Genomic DNA, 21,882 nt, shown 5'->3' on the forward strand with positions numbered 1-21,882 from the left:
AACCGAGAGTTTTTGATCGTTATGTCAAACCTGAGTACCCACGCCGCGCAGACCGCGCGGCGTTATTCCGCTATTCCTCGTCACCCGCGGCCGGGGCCGATCGTGGTGGCCTGCGCCGTGTTGCTGTCGTTGCTGGCGCTGCTGCCGCTGGGATTCGTTATCGGCGTGGCGTTTGAAACCGGCTGGCAAACGGTCAAAGCCCTGGTTTTCCGCCCGCGCGTGGCGGAACTGCTGTTGAATACCCTGCTGTTGGTGGTGCTGACGCTGCCGATCTGCGCCGTGCTGGGGGTGGCCCTGGCCTGGTTGACCGAACGCACCACGCTGCCGGGCCGCCGTCTCTGGGCGGTATTAGCAACCGCACCGCTGGCGGTGCCGGCCTTTGTGCAAAGCTATGCCTGGATCAGTCTGGTGCCGTCGATGCACGGCCTGGGCGCCGGCGTTTTCATCTCGGTGCTCGCCTATTTTCCGTTTATCTACCTGCCGGCCGCCGCGGTCTTGCGCCGTCTGGATCCCGGTATCGAAGACGTCGCCACCTCGCTCGGCTCCCGGCCGCCGGCGGTGTTTTTCCGCGTGGTGTTGCCGCAGCTGAAGCTGGCGGTCTGGGGCGGTTCGCTGCTGATCGCGCTGCACCTGCTGGCGGAGTACGGCCTGTACGCCATGATCCGTTTCGATACCTTCACCACTGCCATCTTCGATCAGTTCCAGTCAACCTTCAACGGCCCGGCGGCCAACATGCTGGCCGGCGTATTGGTGCTGTGCTGCCTGGGGCTACTGTTGCTTGAGGCGATAAGCCGCGGCCGCGCGCGCTATGCCCGCGTCGGCTCCGGCAGCGCCCGCAGCCAAACGCCGCGTCGCCTGTCAGCGCCGCTCGCCGCGCTGGCGCTGCTGCTGCCGATCGCGCTGACCGCGCTGGCGCTGGGCGTGCCTTTCATCACCCTGGTCCGCTGGCTGTGGTTGGGCGGCCTCGACGTCTGGCGCAACGCCGATCTGTGGCCCGCGCTGTGGCAAACGCTGTCGCTGTCCGCCTCTGGCGCGCTGCTGATTACGCTGTGCGCCATTCCGATGGCCTGGCTGTCGGTGCGCTATCCGGCCCGCCTGTACCGGGTGCTGGAAGGCTGCAACTACGTGACCAGTTCGCTGCCCGGCATCGTGGTGGCGCTGGCGCTGGTGACCATCACCATTCACAGCTTCCGGCCGATTTACCAAACCGAGATCACCCTGCTGCTGGCGTATCTGCTGATGTTTATGCCGCGAGCGTTGATCAACCTGCGCGCCGGCATCGCGCAGGCGCCGGTGGAGTTGGAAAACGTGGCGCGCAGCCTGGGCAAGTCGCCGGCGCAGGCGCTGTGGAGCACCACGTTGCGGCTGGCGGCACCGGGCGCCGCCGCGGGCGCCGCGCTGGTGTTCCTGGCGATCGCCAATGAATTGACCGCCACGCTGCTGCTGGCGCCGAACGGCACCCGCACGCTGGCCACCGGTTTCTGGGCGCTGACCAGCGAGATAGACTATGTCGCCGCCGCGCCTTATGCGCTGATTATGGTGGCGCTGTCGCTGCCGCTCACCTGGCTTCTTTACTCTCAATCTAAACGTACGGCGGGACTATGAGCACGCTCGAACTGCACGGTATCGGAAAATCTTACAATGCCATCAGGGTGCTGGAACACATCGACCTGCAGGTTGCCGCCGGCAGCCGCACGGCGATCGTCGGCCCTTCCGGCTCCGGCAAAACCACCCTGCTGCGCATCATCGCCGGTTTTGAAATCCCCGACGGCGGACAAATTCTGCTGCAGGGGCAAGCGATGGGCAACGGCGGCGGCTGGGTGCCGGCGCACCTGCGCGGCATCGGCTTCGTCCCGCAGGATGGCGCGCTGTTCCCGCATTTTACCGTCGCCGGCAACATCGGTTTTGGCCTCAAAGGCAGCAAGCGCGAGAAACAGCGTCGCATCGAGGCGCTGATGGAGATGGTGGCGCTGGATCGTCGCCTGGCCGCCCTGTGGCCGCACGAGCTGTCCGGCGGACAGCAACAGCGGGTCGCATTGGCGCGCGCCTTGTCACAGCAACCGCGGCTGATGTTGCTGGATGAGCCGTTCTCGGCGCTGGATACCGGCCTGCGCGCCGCCACCCGCAAAGCGGTGGCCGAACTCCTGACGGAGGCCAAAGTCGCGTCGATCCTGGTCACCCACGATCAGAGCGAGGCGCTGTCGTTCGCCGATCAGGTGGCGGTCATGCGCAACGGTCGGCTGGCGCAGGTGGGCGCGCCGCAGGATCTATATCTGCGCCCGGTCGATGAACCGACCGCCAGTTTCCTTGGCGAAACGCTGGTGCTGACCGCCGAGCTGGCGCACGGCTGGGCCGACTGCGCATTGGGGCGCATCGCCGTCGACGATCGCCAACGCAGCGGTTCGGCGCGCATCATGCTGCGTCCGGAGCAGATTCAAATCGGTTTGTCCGATCCGACGCAGCGCGGTCAGGCGGTGATCACCGGCATCGATTTCGCCGGCTTCGTCTCCACCCTCAATCTGCAAATGGCCGCCGACGGCGCGCAGCTCGAGATCAAAACCGTCAGCCGCGAAGGCCTGCGGCCCGGGGCGCAGGTCAGTCTCAACGTGATGGGGCAAGCGCATATTTTCACCGGCTGAGAGTGTGGGGAGCAAGGCTTGAAGGCCGGGCCAACGCCCGGCTTCCTCAGCGGCAAACCTTGTCGCGGCGCGGCTTTTTCGGCGCCAGCAGATACTCCACCACGCTTTCGTCGACGCAGCTGTCGATGCCGTTCAGCGCCAACGTATGTCCGTCGCGTTCGCGGGTGATCAGCGGGCTTTTAAAGGCCGAGGCCATCACCTGAGCATTACGGTACGGCGTGGTTGGATCGTAGCGCTGGGCGACGAACAGCAGCGGCGGCAGCGCGGCGGACGCCACCGGCATGTGCGGCCGATCTTTGCCGCGGTACGGCCACAGATCGCACATTTCCAGCGGATACTCGTGCAGCGGCAGATAGTGGGCATATAAAGCGGCGGTATTGATCTCCTGCCGCTGCCTGCGCAACAGCTGCGGATCGGCCGTTGGGTTGGCGACGTCGGCGCAGGTGATGACGTTCAGGGCATCATCGGCATCCGGAGAATAGCTTTCGTCGATCAGATCGGCAACCTGTTGCCCGGCGATGCCGGCATCGAGCTGGCGCAGTAAGGTGGCCAGTTCATGCCAGCGCTCCGGCCACAACAGCAGCGAACGCGTCACCGTCAGCACATCGTCGGCGGAGATTTCATAGCCCGCCGCAGTGACGAACGGCTGCTCATGCAGCTTGCGCAGCAAAGCGTGATAACGCTGAAGCGCCTGATTGGCGCCGCCGCCAAGCTGGCAGCTGTCGGTTTTTCCGCAATAGGCGGCGAAACGCAGGAAACTTTGCTGGAAGCCTCGCTCCTGATTCATGCGCTGGGTGAAATCGTCCTCCGCCAGATCCACCACCCCGTCCAGCACCAGCGCGCGCGTTTTCTTCGGAAAACGTTCGGCATACAGCGCCGCCACCTTGGTGCCGTAAGAATATGCCACCGCCGTCAGCCCCGGTTCGCCCAGCGCATGGCGGATCGCGTTCAGATCGTTGACCGCCTCGTCGGTGCCGATATGTTGCAGCACGTCCGCGCCGGTCTGTTTGATGCAGGCGGCGATCAGGGTGCGCGTCTGATTCTCCGCACCGGCCACGTCGTTGTCGTCCGGCGTCGGGGTTTCGTCGCCTTCGGCCAGCTGGCAGGAAATTTTCGGCGTCGATTGACCGACGCCGCGCGGATCGTAACCGATGATGTCGTAGGATTTACGCAGTTTGGCGACGTGGGCGTCGTTGCCGAGATAAGGATTGATCCCCGGCAGGCCCGGCCCGCCGCTGATCACCACGACGCTGCCCTTTTTCGGCCCGGTCGCGGGCAGCAGGGTCAGCGCCAGACGCACAGTCGGTTCCCCCGCCTGCGCCGAATGGGCGGGAGGCGTGGCGTAAGCCAACGGCACGTCTAGGTAGCCGCAGCGCAGCCCCGCCGGCGGCGCTTCATCGAACCAACGCTGAAAGCCGCTGTTGAGACAAGATTGCCAACGAACGCCGTTCTCGGGCGCCGCGCCGTGAGCCGCAGGTTTGGCCTGGGCGGGCAACGCGGCGGCGGTCGCGGCGAGCAGCGCCAGAATACGCAGTACTGACATGGGGAGTCCTTTCAACTCAACGAATCGGTCAAAGGGTAACGATATTCGGTTAAACCGCTAGCCAATAGAACATAAAAAAACGCGCGGGTGAAGCCGACGCCGTGCGTATGGAAAGACTTTTCTTTGCTCGGATTGATCTTATAACGCACAGAATGCTGCAAAAAACGCCGTTCACCTGCTAGGCTTAGAGTTCGTTAACCCACAAGGAACAGGAGAGCAGCATGTTTGGTAAAGCGGAAGACAAAGCCAATGAAGCCGCAGGCGCGGTAGAAGAAGCGTTCGGTAAAGCCGTCGATTCGCCGGAGCATCAGGTGCGCGGCGCGGCGCGCAAGTACGCCTCCCAGGCCAGCTATGCCGCCCGTGACGCAGCGGACAGCGTAAGAACGCAGGTGGAAGCCAACCCGCTGGCCGGCGTGGCCGTTGCGGCGGCAGTCGGCATCGTTTTCGGCTTCCTGCTGGGACGCAAATAAGCGGCGAATGCGCCCTACGACAATAGGCCCGTTACGGGCCTTTTTTTCGCCCTTTTCTGCGCCGGCGCCGTTGTGCGTGCAAATTTTCATCTATCATAACCATCGCTTAAAAAAACCAACGCCTTCAACTACGATTAGTTTGTGACCAGAGCAAGGCTCTGCGATCCGGCGGATAACCCTATGAGGATTATCATCATTATCCATGCTGTTTAAGCCGCTCTCTTTCACGCGGCTAAGAAAGGTTGATTATGGCTCGCACCACCCCTATCGAACGTTACCGCAATATCGGCATCTCCGCGCATATCGATGCCGGCAAGACCACCACCACCGAGCGGATTCTGTTTTACACCGGGGTCAGCCACAAGCTGGGCGAAGTGCATGACGGCGCGGCGACCATGGACTGGATGGCGCAGGAACAAGAGCGCGGCATCACCATCACCTCGGCGGCCACCACCTGCTTCTGGAACGGCATGCAGCATAATTATCCGCAGCACCGCATCAATATCATCGACACTCCCGGGCACGTCGATTTCACCATTGAAGTGGAGCGATCGATGCGCGTGCTGGACGGCGCCGTCATGGTCTATGACTCGGTGGGCGGCGTGCAGCCGCAGTCGGAAACCGTCTGGCGCCAGGCCAACAAATACAAAGTGCCGCGGCTGGCGTTCGTCAACAAGATGGACCGCATCGGCGCGGATTTTTTCCGCGTGCGCAAAATGATGATCGAGCGCCTCAAAGCCAACCCGGTGCCGATCGTTATTCCTATCGGCGCCGAAGACCGCTTCAGCGGCGTGGTGGATCTGGTGCGGATGAAAGCCATTCTGTGGGACGAAGCCTCGCAGGGCATGAACTTCAGTTTCGAAGAAATCCCGGCCGACCTGCGCGAATCGGCGCAGGAGTGGCGTGAAAACATGATTGAGGCGGCCGCCGAAGCGTCGGAAGAACTGATGGAGAAATACCTCAATCAGGTACCGCTGAGCGAAGAGGAGATCGTTCACGGGCTGCGGGTGCGCACCGTCGCCGGCGAAATCCAGCCGATGCTGTGCGGATCGGCGTTCCGCAACAAAGGCGTGCAGCGCATGCTGGACGCGGTGATCGAGCTGATGCCCTCGCCGCTCGACGTGCCGCCGATGGAGGGCCACGGCGAACACGATGAAATCATCACTCGCAAAGCCGACGACAACGAAAAATTCTCGGCGCTGGCGTTTAAGCTGATGACCGACCCGTTCGTCGGCCAACTCACCTTCGTGCGCGTCTATTCCGGGGTGCTGGCCAAAGGCAGCAGCGTTTATAACCCAATCAAGGGCAAAAAGGAGCGCATCGGCCGCATCGTGCAAATGCATGCCAACGATCGTAAGGACATCGACGAGCTGCACGCCGGCGACATCGCCGCCTGCGTCGGCCTGAAGGATGTCACCACCGGCGATACGCTGTGCGATCCCGGCGCCATCATCACGCTGGAGCGCATGACCTTCCCCGAGCCGGTGATCGCCCAGGCGATCGAGCCTAAAACCAAGGGCGACCAGGAGAAAATGGGCATCGCGCTGCAGCGCCTCTCTTCGGAAGATCCGTCGTTCCGGGTGCGCACCGATGAAGAATCCGGCCAGACCATTATCTACGGCATGGGCGAGCTGCACCTGGAGATTATCGTCGATCGCATGCGCCGTGAGTTCGGGGTGGAGACCACCACCGGCAAGCCGCAGGTGTCGTACCGCGAAACCATCCGCAAACGGGTGGCCGACGTGGAAGGCAAGTTCGTGCGCCAGTCCGGCGGTAAAGGGCAATACGGCCACGTGGTGCTGACCGTCGAGCCGAACGAACCCGGCAAAGGCTTCGAGTTCTTCGATGAGATCAAGGGCGGCGTCATTCCCGGCGAGTTTATCCCGGCGGTGAAAAAAGGCGTGCTCGAGGCGCTGAATAACGGCGTGCTGGCCGGTTATCAGGTGGTGGACGTCAAGGTGCACCTGACCTTCGGGTCTTACCATGACGTCGACTCGTCGGAACAGGCGTTCCGCATGGCGGCGATCTTCGGCTTCAAGGACGCTTGCCGCCTGGCGGATCCGGTGATCCTTGAGCCGATCATGTCGGTGGAAGTGGAAACGCCGGAAGATTACGCCGGCAACGTGATGGGCGATCTCTCCTCACGCCGCGGTCTGGTGCAGGGCATGGAAGAGATCCCGGGCGGCGGCGGCAAGGAAATTCGCGCCAAGGTGCCGCTGTCCGAGATGTTCGGCTACTCGACCACCCTGCGTTCGATGTCACAGGGCCGCGCCACCTACACCATGGAATTCAGCCACTACGCCGAAGCGCCGCGCAACGTGGCTGAAGAAATCATTCACCACAGCAAGCGTTAACCCTCACGCCCGCCGCCACGGCGGGCGTCACCTCGGCTTGTCCTCCAGCGCCACCACCACGGGCTGCGGTTTGATGCGCATGGCGTACACCACGCCGGCGATCAGACAGACGATGCCCGCCAGCGTCAGCAGCGGCGGCCAGGTCTGGCGCAACAGAAAGGTATACGCCAGCCCCGCCAGAATTTCGAACACGATGAGCGGCCCCACCAACACCGTCGGCAGCCGCTGGCTGGCTTCGTTCCAGCACAGCGCCCCCAGCCAGGAACAGAACACGCCGATGATCAGCATCAGCGGGATAAACACCTCAGGGCGCGGGCCGAACGGCAAGGCGAACGCCGGCTCGCTCAGCGCCAACTGACCGCAGACCGCCAGATAGCCCAGCAGCGCCAGCGGCAGCGTCACCAGCCCTTGGGCCGTGGCCCAGGTGGCCGGACGCTGCGTCGGATTCTCCCGCAGCCAGCGTGAATTGCGCAGCGGGAACCAGGTCCAGCACGCCACCGCCAACACGGCCAGCCCAAGACCGCTGAGATAGCGCCAGCCGTCGATCGGCACCGCATTGCCGCGCAGCTCGGCGACGTTCACGCACGCCAATCCACCGACGATCAACAGCAGCGCCGGCGCCAGTTTGCCCCAGGCCAGGCGCCCGTCGTGCCGGCCGTAAAACAGATTGGCGCAAATGGCGATCACTACCGGCAAGGTGCCGATGATCATGGTCGACACCGGCGCACCGGTACGCTGAATGGCGCTGGCCAGGCACAGGTAGTACAGCAGATTGCCGATAGCCGTCAGCTTGAGCGCTTCCCACCAATCCTGGCGCCGCAGCTTGCGCAGGCGGCGGCGATCGAACCACGCCAGCGGCAAGGCGATCAGCCCGAAGGCCAGATAGCGCCCGGTGGACTGCAGCGCAGCGGGATAGTCCGGTACCAGCAACGGACCGACGAAAATCAATCCCCACATCAGCCCGGCGGCCAGGGCAAACACAACGCCAATGAACATAACGACTCCGACAAACGGCCGGTGCGGCCAACCCGCCCGACAAGACAGCGGCAGAGTAACGAAAACGCGGGGAGGAATTATTGTAGCAGGTTGCTGTTTTAGCCCAATTTCACCTGTTTCTGGAAACGCACTGGCGTGACGCCGTAACGGTTGGCGAAGGCGCGCGTCAGGTGCGCCTGATCGGTCAGCCCCGCCGCCGCCGCCACCTGTGCGGCGGGCATGCCGCGCTCCAGCATGCGTTTGGCCTGCGACAGCCGGATCGCCATCAGCATCTGCTGCGGCGAGACGTGATATTCGGCCTTAAACTTGCGCAGGAAATGGTACGGGCTGAGCGATACCAGCTCGGCCAGTTGGTTGAGCGTTATGGCCTCGGCGAAGTTATCGTGCAGGTAGCTTTTCACCACCTCGAAACGGTGCGCCGCCTCGGCTTTCTCCCGGCGCCCTGTGCGGATGTGCGGTTGCAGCAACGCCACCGCTTCCAACAGCAGGCCGTCGAGCGTAAGCGGATCGTCGGTTTGCCACAGCGCGGCGAGAATGGCGGACAGGCGCTGCGCCGCCCGCGGATCGTGGCGCACCGCATCGGTGAACCACTGGCTCCGATCGCCGGACAGCTGCTCCAGCGCCTCGGGGGCCAGATAGAGCATGCGATAACACCAACCGCCCGGCGTTTCGGCTTCGCCGGTATGCAGCTCGTCAGGATTCATCAGCACCAGCGCGCCCGGCGCCGCCAGGTGCTGCGCCCCGCGATAGCGAAAACGCTCGGCCCCGGTGTCCACGGTGCCGATGGCGAAGGCGTCGTGGGTATGCGGCTCGAAGGCATAGCGTTCGATATGCGCCTGATAGAGTTCGACGCCGGGCAGATGCGACAAATGCCGGAACTGCGCGCAGTCCTTCTCGAACGAAAACTGTTGTGGAACCCCTTGCACCCGACCTCCTCATCCGTGCTGACAATCTGCTCAGCATAGCCAAAACATCGCCGGTTGAGTAGCCGCCCTGGTCCTTTCGTGCCCCTCGCCTGGACGATCGGCGCCATTCGGCGTAGGGTTAAGGTCCCTGTCCCTTTCAGACGGGCCGCATCGCGAAGCTCATCGGCCCCTGACACTCCGCAAACAAGAGGCAACAATGTATCCGGATACTCAACTGTATATCGATGGACAATGGCGCAGCGCGCTGGCCGGAAAAACCCTGCCGGTCTCCAACCCCGCTACCGACGAGATCATCGGTCAAGTGGCGCACGCCGCCGCAGAGGATCTCGATCTGGCGCTGGCCGCCACCGAACGCGGGTTTAACGTTTGGCGAAACACCGCCGCACACCAGCGCGCCAACCTGATGCGCAAAGCCGCTGCGCTGCTGCGCGAACGCGCCGACGCCATCGCCGCCATCATGACGCAGGAACAGGGTAAGCCGGTGGCGCAGGCCAAAATCGAAATTCTCAACGCCGCCGACGTGATCGACTGGTTCGCCGGCGAAGCCACCCGCACCTACGGGCAGATTATTCCGTCCCGCGCTCGCGACGTGCAGCAGCAAACCCTGAAACTGCCGGTCGGCCCGGTGGCCGCCTTCACGCCGTGGAACTTCCCGATCAACCAGATCGTGCGCAAGCTGTCCGCCGCGCTGGCGGCGGGTTGTTCAATCATCGTCAAAGGTCCGGAAGAAACGCCGGCCTCACCGGCTGAGCTGATCAAAGCCTTCGCCGACGCCGGCATTCCGGCCGGGGTGATCGCGCTGGTGTACGGCACCCCGGCGGAAATCTCGGAATACCTGATCCCGCATCCGACCATTCGCAAGATCTCCTTCACCGGCTCCACCCGCGTGGGCAAGCATCTGGCTGCGCTGGCCGGCCAGCATATGAAAAAGGCCACCATGGAGCTGGGCGGCCACGCGCCGGTGCTGATCTTCGACGACGCCGATCTCGACGCGGCGGCCAAAGAGCTGGCGCAATCCAAGTTCCGCAACGCCGGCCAGGTCTGTATCGCCCCGACCCGCTTCCTGATCCAGCAAGGCGTTTATGAAGCCTTCGTGGAGAAATTCACCGCCGCGGTGCGTGAACTCAAGCTCGGCAACGGGCTGGAAGACGGCGTGACGATGGGGCCGATGGTGCTGGGCCGCAGCGTCGACAATATCGAGGCGCTGGTGCAGGACGCTATCGCCCACGGGGCGAAGGCCAGCACCGGCGGCAAACGCGTGGCGGGCAAAGGCAACTTCTTCGAGCCGACGGTGCTGCGCGACGTGCCGCTGAGCGCGCGCGCCATGTCGGAAGAGCCGTTTGGCCCGGTCGCCCTGCTGCGCCCGTTCGCCACCTACGACGAGGCGATCGCCGAAGCCAACCGCCTGCCGTACGGGCTGGCCGCGTACGCCTACAGCCGCAACATCGCCACCGTCAATGCGCTGGGGCGCGACGTGGAGAGCGGCATGCTGAGCATCAACCACATCGGTTTCGGCCTGCCGGAAACGCCGTTTGGCGGCGTGAAGGACTCCGGCCACGGCACCGAAGGCGGCAGCGAAGCGATCGAATCCTACCTGGAAACGCGCTTTGTCACCGTCGCCGGCCGTTAATCGCACCTCGGATGAATAGCCAGAAGCCCCGCAATGCGGGGCTTTTTTTTACTCACCGGCCAGCTCGAACAGGCGCCGCGCCGCCGGGGTCAGCCCCAACATGTGAATGCAGGCATGCACCATGCCCGGCAACCGTTCACAGCGTACCGCCACACCCGCCTCACGCAGCCGCTGCGCATACAGTTCGGCCTCATCGCGCAGCGGATCATATTCGCAGCTCAGGATAGTGGCCGGCGGCAATCCGCGCAGCGTGGCGGCGTGCAGCGGCTCGGCGCTCGGATCGCGTCGCTGGGCCAGGTACTGCTGCCAACAAAACACCATCGCGTCGCGCGTCAAAAAATGCCCCTCGGCGAATTCGCGATAGCTCTTCGTCGCCATTTCGCGGCTGAGCGCCGGGTACAGCAGCAGTTGACGTTCAATGTGCGGGCCGCCGCGATCCCGCGCCAACAGCGCGACCGCCGCCGCCAGATTGCCTCCGGCGCTGTCGCCACCCACCGCCAGACGGTCAGCGTCAATCCCTAACTGCGGCGCCTGTTGCGCCACCCAACAGAGCGCCTGATAGACATCTTCCAGCGGCTGTGGAAAAGGAAACTCCGGCGCCAGTCGATATTCGACCGACAGGATAACCCGAGCGGTGGCGTTAGCCAGCGCCTGACAGGGCTGGTCATACAGCGACAGCGAACCGAGGCACCAGCCGCCGCCGTGGGCGAACAGCATCGCCGGTTGTGCGGCAGCGCGCCTTTCCCCCGCCGGTAGATAGGCGCGCAGCGCAATCCGGTGCCCATCGGTGGCGACCAGCGTAAAATCCCTGACGCCGCCGCTCGGTTGCGGTGCGCCCTGCAGCAGACGCAAACCGCTTTCCGTGGCCGCCCGCATGTCCGCCAACGAAGCGGGTGGCGGCGCGTCGGCCGACGCCGCCAGAAAGGCGGCGATGCGTTCATCAAGCGGCATGTTGCTCTCCCGCCAGGAACGGCGTAATCAGCGCGATAAACGCCTCATGACACTCCTCGGTGATGAAATGGCCGCAGCCGGCGACCGTTTCGCCCCGCAGATCGCGCGCATTGCCCCGTAGCGTCGTCAGCGGCGCGTCGCCGGTGGCGTGCTCCGCTCCCACCGTCAACACCGGCATCGTCAACGGCGTGGCGGCGCGCAGCCGGTTCTGGCGAACGGTCTCCGGGATCGCCCGGTAATAGTCGAATCCGGCGCGCAGGCCGCCCGGCGCCGAATAGGCGGCGATATAGACCTCAGCCGCCACCCGATCGCGCCGATAAGACCAGCGGTTGAAGATATAGCCAAGATACTCCCGCTCGCGCCCCTGGGTCAGGGTCTCCGGCAAATCCGCCAATTGGTTGAACATGAAATGCCACAGGAAGATATTCTCCTCCGGCGCGACGAAAATCGGCGGCGGCGGCGCCAGCCCGGGGATCACCGCCTCCGTCAGCACCAGACGCTCCACCGCCTGCGGGAAATCGCTCGCCATGGCATAACCGATCCACATGCCGATGTCGTGGCCGACCAGTTGGTAACGTTGATGGCCCAGCTGCGCCATCATCGCGTGCAACGCCGCACCGATGTTGCCGGTGTCGTAGCCGCCAGCGGGCTTGTCAGAGTCGCCGATGCCCGGCGGATCGACGGCGATCGCCTGAAAACCGGCCGCCGCCAGGGCGCGCATCACATAACGCCAGGTGTACCAGGTTTGCGGCCAGCCGGGGATCAGCAGCACCGGCCGCCCTTCGCCGGCCACCACGCAGTGAAGGCGCCGGCCGTTGACCTGGGTATAGACGTGTTCCGCCGCGAGATCCTGCAACAGGATCTCGTTTTGACTGTGTTTCATGGGGTTAACTCCCTGTGGGGTCAGGCTCAGCGAATGCCGAGCAGCGCATTGATCTGCTGAGGATTGACCGGCGCACCGGCGAAGTCATCAAACACTTTGTCGGTGACACGGATAATGCGATCGCGAATGAAGGCCGCGCCTTCGCGAGCGCCGTCCTGTGGATTTTTCAGGCAGCATTCCCACTCCAGCGTCGCCCAGCCCTGATAGCCATACTGCGTCAAACGGGAGAAAATGCCGTTGAAATCGACCTGGCCGTCGCCCAGCGAGCGGAAGCGGCCGGCGCGATCGGTCCAGGATTGATAGCCGCCGTAAATGCCCTGCCGACCGGTCGGATTGAACTCGGCGTCCTTGACGTGGAACATGCCGATAACGTCCTTATAAACATCGATAAACTCCAGATAGTTCAGCTGTTGCAACACCATGTGGCTCGGATCGAACAGCACCCGGCAACGTGGGTGGTGGCCGACGCGTTCCAGAAACATCTCGTAGGTCACGCCGTCATGCAGATCTTCACTCGGGTGAATTTCATAACACAGATTGATGCCCTGCTCCTCGCAGGCATCGAGCACCGGCAGCCAGCGTTTGGCCAGCTCGCCGAACGCGGTGTCGATCAGCCCGGCCGGGCGCTGCGGGAACGGGAACAGATAGGGCCAGGCCAGCGAACCGGAAAAGGTGCCCAGTTCGCTGAGCCCCAGCCGCGCCGACGCCTTCACCGCCAAAAGCATTTGCTGCAGCGCCCACTCGCCGCGGGCCTTGGGATCGCCCTGTAGCGCCGGCGGCGCAAAGCTGTCGCACAGCGCATCGTAAGCCGGGTGCACCGCCATCAGCTGGCCGAAGATATGGCTGGTCAGTTCGCTGACCACCAACCCCTGCTCCGCCAACATGCCGGTCAAATCGTCGCAGTAGCTTTGGCTTTCCGCAGCGGTGGCCACGTCGAATAAACGCCGATCCCAGGCGGGGATCTGCAAGGCGGTAAAACCGGTCCGCGCCGCCCACTCGGCAATGGCGGGCAAGCTGTTGAACGGCGCCGCGTCATCGCTGAATTGCGCGAGATGCAGGCTTGGACCTTTGAGGGTTTTCATCGTAAACTCCTATTGGTTGTCGATTGACAAACAATAGGAGCAAAGCGCGGCGACCGCAAGCGAAATTTATAAAGGCATTGGTATTCCCGCCGATTTAAGCGATCCTATGTCGCTGAATGGCAGGTAAATTGGAGCAGCGAATGGCAGGCAGACCGCGCGAGTTCGATCGCGAACAGGCGCTATTGAAGGCGCGAAACTTATTCTGGCGGCAAGGTTACGAAGGCACTTCGATGTCGGATCTGGTGGCGGAGTTGGGCATCGCTTCCGCACGCATCTACAAAGCGTTCGGCTCCAAAGAGCAGCTGTTCCGCGAGGCGATCGCCAGTTACGAAACCGCAGAAGGCGGCTTTGCCGATCGCGCCTTCGCGCAGGAAAGCGGCATTCGGCCGGCGATCAAACGCCTGCTGGAAGACGCCGTACGGCTCTATAGTCGGTCCGATCTGCCGCAAGGCTGCATGGTGGTCTCCGCCGCCGCCAGCGTCAGCGCAGAAAACGACGGGCTAAAAGCCTGGCTGGCAGAGCATCGGCTGCAGCGCACGCAGCAGATCGTCGAACGGCTGCGGCAGGCGGTGCAAACCGGCGAATTGCCGGCCGACACCGACGCCGACAGCCTGGGTGACTATTTCGCCGTCTTCCTGCACGGCCTGTCGATTCAGGCGCGTGACGGCGTCACGCAAGCGCGGTTGTTGGCCGCGGTCACGGTGGCGCTTACGGCTTTGGATAGCCGTGTTTGATCGATCCTCAGGCGCGCCTTCTATGTGGGCACGAATGGCGGTGAAGGAACCGCGTTTGTGACAAAATCTGCGACGTGAGGATTAGTATTTTCCGGCTTATGAATCAAAGCAACCTGATACGGGATCTGTTCTCCACTAAGCCGACAAAAAGAAACGTTTGCCCAGCCGCTTTTTTGCATGAATTCAGGGACCAGGCTAACTCCTAATCCCGAAGCAACAAGGCCGACTATCGTTTCCATCTGCACGGCTCGCTGAACAACCTCAGGAGCAAATCCTGCCTTTTCGCAGGCCTCAATGATAGCGCGATAGAGACCTGGCCCTTCTTGCTCAGGAAACAATACCCACGGCTCCCTGGCCAGGGCAGAAAGCGAAAGAACGCCGCTTGTTCCGGCAGGATGTTTACTCGGCAAAACGGCAATCAGCGGGCAGCTAAAAAATGGATGGCAAGACAGTTTCGGTATGGCGTATTCAGGAACAGGTAAAACCGCAATGCCAATATCAAGCGTGTCTTCCAAAAGGCTCACAACCTGTCGCGCCGTCGTCATTTCTTTCAATTCAAGAACAACCTGCGGACAGGAAAAGTGAAAACGAGCGACCATTTCGGGAAGCAGATGTCTGACGGCGGAAGCGACAAAACCGATGCGCAAAGCCCCCGTCATTCCCCGGCCGGCGCGTCGTGTCAGTAACATCGACCGTTCCATCTGCATGAGCGTCGTAACCGCTTCCTTCTGCAACACTGCCCCTGCGGGAGTCAATGCCGTTATTCGATTGGTTCGCTCAAAAAGCCGGGTGCCCAAAACCTCTTCCATTTGACGGATCGCTTTTGTCAGCGGGGGTTGAGCCATATGCAAACGCTCGGCCGCTTTCCGGACATTCATTGTTTCCGCAACCACAAGAAATTGGCGGAGCTGACGCAGAGTAAGCATATCGTGATACCTTAAATGTATTAAGAAAGCGCCACAATAGTATTAGACACATAAAGGGGAGCACATGAAGATGCTTCCTGTATATATTCGTGGAGCAGAAATAACAATGAACATACTCAGATCGTTGTCACTGACTTATCGAAATCTAAATACGTTGCTAGCCCTCCTTATCATGTCAGCGTCGTCAACGCTGGCTGCATCAAAAGAAAATGAAATCCCCACACCGGTAAATCGAACAGACAGATACATTTTGCTTGCGGGCGGAGAGCAACTGCACGTCAGGGAAGTCAGCCTGAAATCTGAGGGCAAACCTGTACTGCTGATTCATGGCGCACGGGTTCCCGGCCTGGCCTCTTTTGATTTGCCCGTCAAGGGCGGCTCTTTGGCTGCAGATCTGGCATTAGCCGGTTTTCGGGTATATATCCTCGATCTGCGGGGATACGGGTTATCCAGCCGGCCGGCCGCGATGGACAGCCCTCCTAACCAGTCAGCGCCGTTGATCCGCACTGCGGACGCCATAACCGATATCGATCGCGCCGTGCAGGCTATTCAGGCATGGAGTCGAGCGCCCCGCATTAATATCCTGGGATGGGCGACGGGAGGACACTGGGCGGGCGCTTATGCAGCCCAATATCCACAGAATGTGGAACGGCTGGTGCTCTATAACACGCTTTATGGCGGAACCGCTCACCACCCGCTGCTGGGCCAGGGATCGCCGCTGGACGATCCTCAAAATCACGGGCACTTCAACGCCGCCAAATTTGGCGGCTGGAGCCTCAACACGCGAGACAGTCTGTTTGTCGCCTGGGATAACAGCATTCCCGTGGCGGATAAAACACAGTGGCGTGATGAAACAGTTAAACGCGCTTACGGTGATGCCGCACTGGCATCGGACAACACCTCGCAGCGCAGAACGCCACACAGCTTCCGCGCACCGACCGGTGCAATGGCTGACAGCTTTGAACTGGCGATGGGCAGAAAACAGTGGTCGGCAACCGCCTTAACCACCGTTCCCGTATTGGTTGTTCGCTCGGAGCGGGATTTCTGGAGCCGGCCCGAGGATGTTGACGCCATCATGAAAGATGCCCCTTCAGCCGAAAAGCTGGTCATTCCTGAAGCGACACATTTTGTCCATCTCGATAGAGATAACGCCGGCAGACAACGCTTTCTCCAGGGCGTTGTCAGATTTCTGGCGCAGCCTCAGCCCAACGACGGCACTTGATCTTCCGGCAAATCGACAATCACCAGCGTGCCTTCGCTGCCCGGCAACACGCGGTGCGGCACGCCGGCCGCGGCCTGATACAGCTGACCGGCTCGCACCACCACTTCTTCCCCCGCCACCTGCAGCCGCAGGTGGCCGCTGATCACCAGCAACCCTTCGCTGTAATCATGCACTTCATCCGCAATGCTGCGCGCGTCCATGCGCAGCACTTTGATATTGGCCGCACCGACGCGGCCCAGCACGGCAGAGCGCCAGGCCTCAGGCAGTTCGGCCGCCTGCTGGTTTAAATCGAACAGCATCGGAATCCCCCAGGTGCATGAAAAAACGCACTCTAGCCTGATTCTGCGCCGCAGGGAAAGACGCTTTGGTTGCAGGTTATGACCGTTGGTTCTGAGGCGAGACGCGCCGGATGAACGCTTAAGGCAGCAGCGCCGCGGCCTCCCGATCGGCGATAATCAACAGGTCCGGATGCAGCATCAAAATGCTGGCGGGCACCCCGCTCTCCACCGGCCCGCTGACAATGCGCCGCAAAATGTCCGCTTTGTGCGAACCGTTGACGAGCAGCACCAGCTTTTTGGCGGCCATCACGCTTGCAGGCCCCAGGGTGACGTAATGATCGGGCAGCCATTCAGTGCGGCCGCCCACCTCTTTGAGCAAAATGTCCGCCATATCCGGCCTGGCGGAAACCGGCACCCGACAGGTGCGGTCTTCGAAGGCGGTGGTGCCCGGCAGATTGCCGCAGAAATGCCCGTCCGCCCCGACGCCCATCACGATCGCATCCAGCCCGCCATCCTCGGCGATACGCCGATCGTGCTGCAGGTAGTTGTCCGAATTCAAGACGTGCAGTTGCCGCTCGGGGATCGCCGCCGGGCCGAAGAACATACGGTGCAGATTCTCCATGGTGACGCCATAGCCCGATCGGCCGGCGTAAGGAATTTCATCGAAATTATAGTAATGCGCGTTGGCGAATTCCGCGTGGCCCTTGACGCGCGGAGCCAACAACTCATACATCCGTTTAGGCGTCGAGCCGGCGGTGATAGCCAGATTGACGCGCTGCGGGCGCAGCATGTAACTCAACAACAGGCTGGCGGCCAGCTCACTCATTTCCTGGTAGTCATTAGCGACGACAAGTTTCATTCCCTTCTCCTTTTTGCAAAAAAAAAACCTAACCGCCCGTCCGGCCATGTTTGATGCCGGGAGAGAAGTTAGGTTTTGCCTGATCGCGTCAGTAACAATCCGTTTCTTGTCAGGTTATGGCGGCCAGCAATGAAATGCAAACCGCGTTGTGTGATGCAAGCCGCAATTGCGGCGATGCCTTTTTCGCGCCCTATACCGGCACGCGGCGGCTAATCTCCACCACCTGATCGCTGGGCAGGTAGTAATAATCCGTGACGTGCATGCCGTTGCGCACCATCAGCGCGAACAGGTTGCGCTGCCAGGATGGCAACCGGTCGTTCGCTTCGCGGCGCACCACGGTCTCGTGGCCGAGATAGTAGGTCGCCTCGTCGAAGTTCAGACCGGATTTCTGCGCCTCGACGTGCTGCAACAGCTGCGGGATGTTAGGCCGCTCCATAAAGCCATAGCTGGCCACGCCGCACCAAAAGCCCGGCGCCAGCTCACGCATCACCAACCGTTCAGCATTCGAGACCCGCGGCTCATTGACGATGGCAATGGTGAGCGCCAGCACGTTGGCGTGCAGCGAACCGTTGCGCTTGACCTGCCATTTCATCACCGGCGGCGTCCCCTGCAGGCTGCGAGTCAGGAATACCGCGGTGCCCGGCACGCGCGGCACGGATTCGCGGCGGATTTTCTCCAGGAAATCCTCTACCGGCACTGTCGTTTCACCGAGGGTGCGCGCGGCCGCCAGCACCCCGCGATGCCAGACCAGCATCACGGTATAGACCGCGGCGGCCAACAGCAGCGGGATATAACCGCCCTGCAGCACTTTAGTCATGTTGGCCGTCAGGAAGCTCAAATCGACCACGAAGAAACCGCCCGCCACCAACAGGCTGGCGATCGGCCCCCAGCGCCACACCTCGCGCATGGCGACGAACAGCAGGCCGGTGGTCATGATCATGGTCAACGAGACGGCGATGCCGTAGGCGGCGGCCAGATTGTCCGACGACTTAAAGAACACGGTCAGGAACAGCGTCACCACCATCAGCAGCCAGTTGATGGCGCCAATGTAGATCTGCCCGTAACTTTCCTCGGTGGTTTGCTTGACCCGCAGCCGCGGCAGCCACCCCAGTTGGATCGCCTGCCGGGTCATGGAAAACGCACCGCTGATGATCGCCTGGCTGGCGATGATCGTCGCCAGCGTGGCCAGGATCACCAGCGGGATCAGCAGCGCCGGCGGGCATAAACGGAAGAAGATGTTCTGCGTGACATCGGCGCCGCTCAGGATCAGCGCGGCCTGACCGGCGTAGTTAAGCAACAGGCTGGGAAAAACGATGCCGAACCAGGCCAGCCAAATCGGCCGTTTGCCGAAATGCCCCATATCGGCATACAGCGCTTCGGCGCCGGTGACGCACAAAAACACGCCGCCCAGCACCAGGAAGCTGGTCAGTCCGTTGGAGAACAGAAAGTGAATGCCGTAGAGCGGGTTCAGCGCCAGCAATACCGCCGGATGCTGGATGATGCCCCACACGCCCAACGCAGCGATCGACAGGAACCACAGCGCCATGATCGGCCCGAACACGCGGCCGATGCGCGCGGTACCCAGCGGCTGAATGGCGAACAGACTGAGCAAAATCACCACCGCCGCCGGCAGAATAAAGGGCTGCGACGCCGGCAGCACGATGTTCAGCCCTTCGAGGGCCGAGAGCACCGAGATGGCCGGCGTGATGGCGCCGTCGCCGTAAATGAGCGCGGCGCCGAACAGGCCGGCGAACAGCACCAGCGGCCGGGATTTTCGCTTGCTGACCAACAGCGACATCAGCGCCATGATGCCGCCCTCGCCGCGGTTGCCGATGCGCATGGCGAACATGGCGTATTTGAGAGAAGTGACGATCACCAGCGTCCAGAATATCAGCGACAGCAGGCCAAGGATCACCGGCGTCGAAGGCGCGTCGCCGGAGAGAAACAGCACGGTTTTCAGGGTGTACAGCGGGCTGGTGCCGATATCGCCGAACACCACGCCCAATGCGCCCAACGCCAGCGGCGCCAGCCCCGTCTTATTCACGGTTTCCGTATCATTGCCGACAGACATCTGCTCGCTCCTTGACGTTGCGCTGAGAGTGGGAATTATTGTCACTTTGTGGCCGTCGCGCCACGTGATCGGCAAGTTAAGCATAGCCGTCATCTTCGCCAGTGACAGCATCGCGCGTTGAAGCTTCAGCAATCATCGCCGGTGAGCAACGGTTTAAAAACGCCCACCCCGGAGGGCCTATTACTTTCCTGTTGGCGTGGCGTGCGTCGTGGGAAAGTGAAATGAACGTCCGGCTCCCCCCCTGTTTCCGCCCGGCGTTACGCGAGCCGGCTCTCATCGGCTTCGCGGCGCAGCCACTGCCGCAGATTTTCGCCTTCCTGCGACAGCTCGCTATCCAGTCGAGCGCACAGGTAATAATCGCGGCCGTCGTCGATCGGCAGATCGAACATTTTAATCAACTCACCGCTTTCAAGGTACTGGGCGATTAACGGTTCACGCATCAACGCGCACCCTAACCCCGCCTGCACCGCCGCCAACGTCAACAATCCGTCCTCAAACATCGGGCCGATACTGCGCAGCGGGCGCTTGACGCCGGCCTGCTGAAACCATTGCATCCAGGTATTGCGCTCCTCGTCGTGCAGCAGCGGCAGCGTCGCCAGCTGCTCCGGCGTATCGAGCAAACCATGCAGTTTACTGAATGCCCGGCTGCACACCGGCACCATTTTGCCGGACATCAGCTTCTCGCTGCGATAGCCGGTCCACTGCCCGACCCCGAAGCGGATCGACAGGTCGGCGGCGTCGCTCAGGTAATTGCGGTGGTTGGCGTAGACCACATTGATGTCGATATCCGGATTTTCGCGCAGGAAACCGCGCAGCCGCGGAATGAACCAACCCATGCCGAACAGCGGGATCAGGCTGATGGTCACCTGCCGCGACGCGGATTGCTCGCGCACGTGTTCGGTCGCCTGGCGCAGCACGTTGAACGCCGAGCGAATCGAACGGTAATACTCCCGCCCCTCGCTGCGCAGCACCAGGTTACGCCCCTGCCGTTCGGTCAACGGCATCTGCAAAAATGCCTCCAGCGTTTTGAGTTGATGACTGACCGCCGAAGGCGAAATCATCAGCTCGTTAGCCGCCGCGCTGATGCCACCCAGGCGCGCGATGGCTTCGAACGCCCGCACGGCGCGCAGCGGCGGATCGTTCGGCAGCATCGGCAATGGCTCATCGTACTGTTCTGTTTTTTTCATATATTGACTGTTTTTGGGAAATCGACACTGAAGGAATGTATTCAATATACATAAAAATCAACGCATTAAAATCACTCGTTTTTTGTATAAGAAAGCATTTTTCCGTATTTTACAATTTTTTTAAATTCTCTACTGTGACCCTCCTGACTCATTATCTCCGGACTCTCTCTATGGATACGCTGGTACAGCAAACCGTCAACGGTTTGATGCTCGGCAGCATCTATGCGCTGATCGCGCTCGGTTACACCATGGTGTACGGCATCCTGCGCATCATCAATTTCGCGCACGGCGACGTGCTGATGGTCGGTGCGCTGAGCGCGTTGTCGGCGATAAGCGTGTTGCAACACCACTTTCCCGCGTTACCGCCGTACGCCATGCTGCTGCTGGCGGCCCTGTTCGCCATGGCGGTCTGTGCCATCACCTCGATGGCGATCGAGCGTCTCGCCTACCGCCGGTTGCGCAATGCACCGCGCCTGGCCCCGCTGATCAGCGGTATCGGCGTCTCGCTGCTGCTGCAAACCCTGGCGATGCTGATCTGGTCACGCAATCCCCTGATGTTTCCGCAGCTGCTGCCAATGACCCCCTTCGCCCTGACCGCAGGCAGCGGCGGGCATGCGCCGGCGGTGATCACCGGCACGGCGATCGTTACGCTGGCGGTGGCCGTCGCGGTCATGGCCGGCTTATGGCTGCTGGTCGAACACAGCCGTTTCGGCCGCGCCATGCGCGCCACGGCGGAAAACCCGCAGGTCGCCGGCCTGATGGGCATCAGTCCTGACCGCATCATCGTTCTGACCTTCGCGCTCGGCGGCGCGCTGGCGGCGGTGGCCGGCATCATGATGGCCAGCAACTACGGCAACGCCTGTTTCTCGATGGGTTTTCTGCCGGGCATCAAGGCGTTTACCGCCGCCGTGCTCGGCGGCATCGGCAACCTGCGCGGCGCGATGCTCGGCGGATTGCTGCTGGGCCTGTTCGAATCGCTGGGCACCGGCTATCTCGGCGAGCTGACCGGCGGCGTGTTCGGCAGCAACTACCAGGACGTGTTCGCGTTTCTGGTGCTGATCGCCGTGCTGGTCTTCCGCCCCTCCGGGCTCTTGGGCGAACGCATCGCCACGCGCGCATAAGGACATCACC

At 62.1% G+C, this 21,882-nt stretch carries 19 protein-coding genes; 8 read left to right on the forward strand and 11 right to left on the reverse strand.

What is annotated here, in order from left to right; all coding sequences use genetic code 11:
- Positions 1–21 precede the first annotated feature (21 nt).
- Positions 22–1,605 carry an iron ABC transporter permease gene (locus tag J9788_RS04790; protein ID WP_047575116.1) on the forward strand — a complete coding sequence of 528 codons (1,584 nt, stop codon included), beginning with the start codon at positions 22–24 and terminating at the stop codon, positions 1,603–1,605.
- Positions 1,602–2,639: an ABC transporter ATP-binding protein gene (locus tag J9788_RS04795; protein WP_047026070.1), complete on the forward strand. Its 1,038-nt coding sequence runs from the start codon at positions 1,602–1,604 to the stop codon at positions 2,637–2,639. Before J9788_RS04790 ends, J9788_RS04795 begins: the two co-directional genes overlap by 4 nt.
- 46 nt (positions 2,640–2,685) lie before the next feature.
- Here J9788_RS04795 and J9788_RS04800 read toward each other — a convergent pair whose 3' ends face one another.
- Positions 2,686–4,182: an alpha/beta hydrolase gene (locus J9788_RS04800; protein WP_182264416.1), complete on the reverse strand. Its 1,497-nt coding sequence runs from the start codon at positions 4,180–4,182 to the stop codon at positions 2,686–2,688.
- Positions 4,183–4,403: 221 nt separating this feature from the next.
- Here J9788_RS04800 and J9788_RS04805 point away from each other — a divergent pair, with 221 nt between their 5' ends.
- Together J9788_RS04805 and fusA are read left to right on the forward strand one after the other, a co-directional pair.
- Positions 4,404–4,652, forward strand: a complete 249-nt coding sequence (locus tag J9788_RS04805) for a DUF883 family protein (protein ID WP_004938127.1) — start codon at positions 4,404–4,406, stop codon at positions 4,650–4,652.
- A gap of 248 nt (positions 4,653–4,900) precedes the next feature.
- On the forward strand, positions 4,901–7,006 hold the full coding sequence (fusA, locus tag J9788_RS04810; protein ID WP_033650331.1) for an elongation factor G: 2,106 nt from the start codon (positions 4,901–4,903) through the stop codon (positions 7,004–7,006).
- A 27-nt stretch (positions 7,007–7,033) separates the two neighbouring features.
- On the opposite strand, the gene J9788_RS04815 is transcribed toward fusA, so the two are convergent.
- Positions 7,034–8,002: a DMT family transporter gene (locus tag J9788_RS04815; protein ID WP_046898288.1), complete on the reverse strand. Its 969-nt coding sequence runs from the start codon at positions 8,000–8,002 to the stop codon at positions 7,034–7,036.
- Positions 8,003–8,100: 98 nt separating this feature from the next.
- A complete protein-coding gene (locus J9788_RS04820; RefSeq protein ID WP_182264415.1) occupies positions 8,101–8,928 on the reverse strand; it encodes an AraC family transcriptional regulator in 828 nt (275 codons plus the stop codon).
- A gap of 196 nt (positions 8,929–9,124) precedes the next feature.
- Here J9788_RS04820 and J9788_RS04825 point away from each other — a divergent pair, with 196 nt between their 5' ends.
- Complete coding sequence (locus tag J9788_RS04825; RefSeq protein ID WP_042784596.1) at positions 9,125–10,558, forward strand: NAD-dependent succinate-semialdehyde dehydrogenase; 1,434 nt, start codon at positions 9,125–9,127, stop codon at positions 10,556–10,558.
- Between the two features lie 48 nt (positions 10,559–10,606).
- Here J9788_RS04825 and J9788_RS04830 read toward each other — a convergent pair whose 3' ends face one another.
- Genes J9788_RS04830 through J9788_RS04840 form a run of 3 tightly spaced genes read right to left on the reverse strand, consistent with a single transcriptional unit; the run spans position 10,607 to position 13,474 of the window.
- Complete coding sequence (locus tag J9788_RS04830) at positions 10,607–11,509, reverse strand: alpha/beta hydrolase (RefSeq protein WP_046898286.1); 903 nt, start codon at positions 11,507–11,509, stop codon at positions 10,607–10,609.
- Entirely contained in the window at positions 11,499–12,392 is an 894-nt protein-coding gene (locus J9788_RS04835) for an alpha/beta fold hydrolase (protein WP_182264414.1), read from the reverse strand. Before J9788_RS04835 ends, J9788_RS04830 begins: the two co-directional genes overlap by 11 nt.
- Before the next feature lie 26 nt (positions 12,393–12,418).
- Positions 12,419–13,474: a sugar phosphate isomerase/epimerase gene (locus J9788_RS04840; protein ID WP_182264413.1), complete on the reverse strand. Its 1,056-nt coding sequence runs from the start codon at positions 13,472–13,474 to the stop codon at positions 12,419–12,421.
- A gap of 140 nt (positions 13,475–13,614) precedes the next feature.
- Between J9788_RS04840 and J9788_RS04845 the strand changes: the two genes are divergently transcribed.
- Positions 13,615–14,208 carry a TetR/AcrR family transcriptional regulator gene (locus J9788_RS04845; RefSeq protein ID WP_182264412.1) on the forward strand — a complete coding sequence of 198 codons (594 nt, stop codon included), beginning with the start codon at positions 13,615–13,617 and terminating at the stop codon, positions 14,206–14,208.
- A 20-nt stretch (positions 14,209–14,228) separates the two neighbouring features.
- Here J9788_RS04845 and J9788_RS04850 read toward each other — a convergent pair whose 3' ends face one another.
- Positions 14,229–15,134 carry a LysR family transcriptional regulator gene (locus J9788_RS04850; protein WP_182264411.1) on the reverse strand — a complete coding sequence of 302 codons (906 nt, stop codon included), beginning with the start codon at positions 15,132–15,134 and terminating at the stop codon, positions 14,229–14,231.
- A 64-nt stretch (positions 15,135–15,198) separates the two neighbouring features.
- Between J9788_RS04850 and J9788_RS04855 the strand changes: the two genes are divergently transcribed.
- The gene (locus tag J9788_RS04855) at positions 15,199–16,356 is read left to right on the forward strand and encodes an alpha/beta fold hydrolase (protein WP_209333052.1); all 1,158 of its coding nucleotides are present in this window, start codon (positions 15,199–15,201) and stop codon (positions 16,354–16,356) included.
- On the opposite strand, the gene J9788_RS04860 is transcribed toward J9788_RS04855, so the two are convergent.
- The 4 genes from J9788_RS04860 to J9788_RS04875 form a co-directional block, all read right to left on the reverse strand.
- Complete coding sequence (locus J9788_RS04860; RefSeq protein WP_089194796.1) at positions 16,335–16,655, reverse strand: cupin domain-containing protein; 321 nt, start codon at positions 16,653–16,655, stop codon at positions 16,335–16,337. The two genes, J9788_RS04855 and J9788_RS04860, sit on opposite strands and share 22 nt — an antisense overlap.
- Positions 16,656–16,773: 118 nt before the next feature.
- Positions 16,774–17,493, reverse strand: a complete 720-nt coding sequence (locus J9788_RS04865) for a glucosamine-6-phosphate deaminase (RefSeq protein WP_021503752.1) — start codon at positions 17,491–17,493, stop codon at positions 16,774–16,776.
- A 190-nt stretch (positions 17,494–17,683) separates the two neighbouring features.
- Positions 17,684–19,564: a potassium transporter Kup gene (locus J9788_RS04870; RefSeq protein ID WP_182264410.1), complete on the reverse strand. Its 1,881-nt coding sequence runs from the start codon at positions 19,562–19,564 to the stop codon at positions 17,684–17,686.
- A 257-nt stretch (positions 19,565–19,821) separates the two neighbouring features.
- Entirely contained in the window at positions 19,822–20,751 is a 930-nt protein-coding gene (locus J9788_RS04875) for a LysR substrate-binding domain-containing protein (protein WP_033643182.1), read from the reverse strand.
- Positions 20,752–20,921: 170 nt separating this feature from the next.
- Between J9788_RS04875 and J9788_RS04880 the strand changes: the two genes are divergently transcribed.
- Entirely contained in the window at positions 20,922–21,872 is a 951-nt protein-coding gene (locus J9788_RS04880; RefSeq protein WP_182264409.1) for a branched-chain amino acid ABC transporter permease, read from the forward strand.
- The last annotated feature ends 10 nt before the right edge of the window (positions 21,873–21,882 follow it).

The organism is Serratia sp. X10 (assembly GCF_017811775.1).
Taxonomy (GTDB): domain Bacteria; phylum Pseudomonadota; class Gammaproteobacteria; order Enterobacterales; family Enterobacteriaceae; genus Serratia; species Serratia ureilytica.

Bases quoted from the DNA above. Each gene is read 5' to 3' on its own strand.
- J9788_RS04790 (WP_047575116.1), top strand. From the start codon at position 22: ATGTCAAACCTGAGTACCCACGCCGCGCAGACCGCGCGGCGTTATTCC.
- J9788_RS04795 (WP_047026070.1), top strand. From the start codon at position 1,602: ATGAGCACGCTCGAACTGCACGGTATCGGAAAATCTTACAATGCCATC.
- J9788_RS04800 (WP_182264416.1), bottom strand. From the start codon at position 4,182: ATGTCAGTACTGCGTATTCTGGCGCTGCTCGCCGCGACCGCCGCCGCG.
- J9788_RS04805 (WP_004938127.1), top strand. From the start codon at position 4,404: ATGTTTGGTAAAGCGGAAGACAAAGCCAATGAAGCCGCAGGCGCGGTA.
- fusA (WP_033650331.1), top strand. From the start codon at position 4,901: ATGGCTCGCACCACCCCTATCGAACGTTACCGCAATATCGGCATCTCC.
- J9788_RS04815 (WP_046898288.1), bottom strand. From the start codon at position 8,002: ATGTTCATTGGCGTTGTGTTTGCCCTGGCCGCCGGGCTGATGTGGGGA.
- J9788_RS04825 (WP_042784596.1), top strand. From the start codon at position 9,125: ATGTATCCGGATACTCAACTGTATATCGATGGACAATGGCGCAGCGCG.
- J9788_RS04830 (WP_046898286.1), bottom strand. From the start codon at position 11,509: ATGCCGCTTGATGAACGCATCGCCGCCTTTCTGGCGGCGTCGGCCGAC.
- J9788_RS04835 (WP_182264414.1), bottom strand. From the start codon at position 12,392: ATGAAACACAGTCAAAACGAGATCCTGTTGCAGGATCTCGCGGCGGAA.
- J9788_RS04840 (WP_182264413.1), bottom strand. From the start codon at position 13,474: ATGAAAACCCTCAAAGGTCCAAGCCTGCATCTCGCGCAATTCAGCGAT.
- J9788_RS04845 (WP_182264412.1), top strand. From the start codon at position 13,615: ATGGCAGGCAGACCGCGCGAGTTCGATCGCGAACAGGCGCTATTGAAG.
- J9788_RS04850 (WP_182264411.1), bottom strand. From the start codon at position 15,134: ATGCTTACTCTGCGTCAGCTCCGCCAATTTCTTGTGGTTGCGGAAACA.
- J9788_RS04855 (WP_209333052.1), top strand. From the start codon at position 15,199: ATGAAGATGCTTCCTGTATATATTCGTGGAGCAGAAATAACAATGAAC.
- J9788_RS04860 (WP_089194796.1), bottom strand. From the start codon at position 16,655: ATGCTGTTCGATTTAAACCAGCAGGCGGCCGAACTGCCTGAGGCCTGG.
- J9788_RS04865 (WP_021503752.1), bottom strand. From the start codon at position 17,493: ATGAAACTTGTCGTCGCTAATGACTACCAGGAAATGAGTGAGCTGGCC.
- J9788_RS04870 (WP_182264410.1), bottom strand. From the start codon at position 19,564: ATGTCTGTCGGCAATGATACGGAAACCGTGAATAAGACGGGGCTGGCG.
- J9788_RS04875 (WP_033643182.1), bottom strand. From the start codon at position 20,751: ATGAAAAAAACAGAACAGTACGATGAGCCATTGCCGATGCTGCCGAAC.
- J9788_RS04880 (WP_182264409.1), top strand. From the start codon at position 20,922: ATGGATACGCTGGTACAGCAAACCGTCAACGGTTTGATGCTCGGCAGC.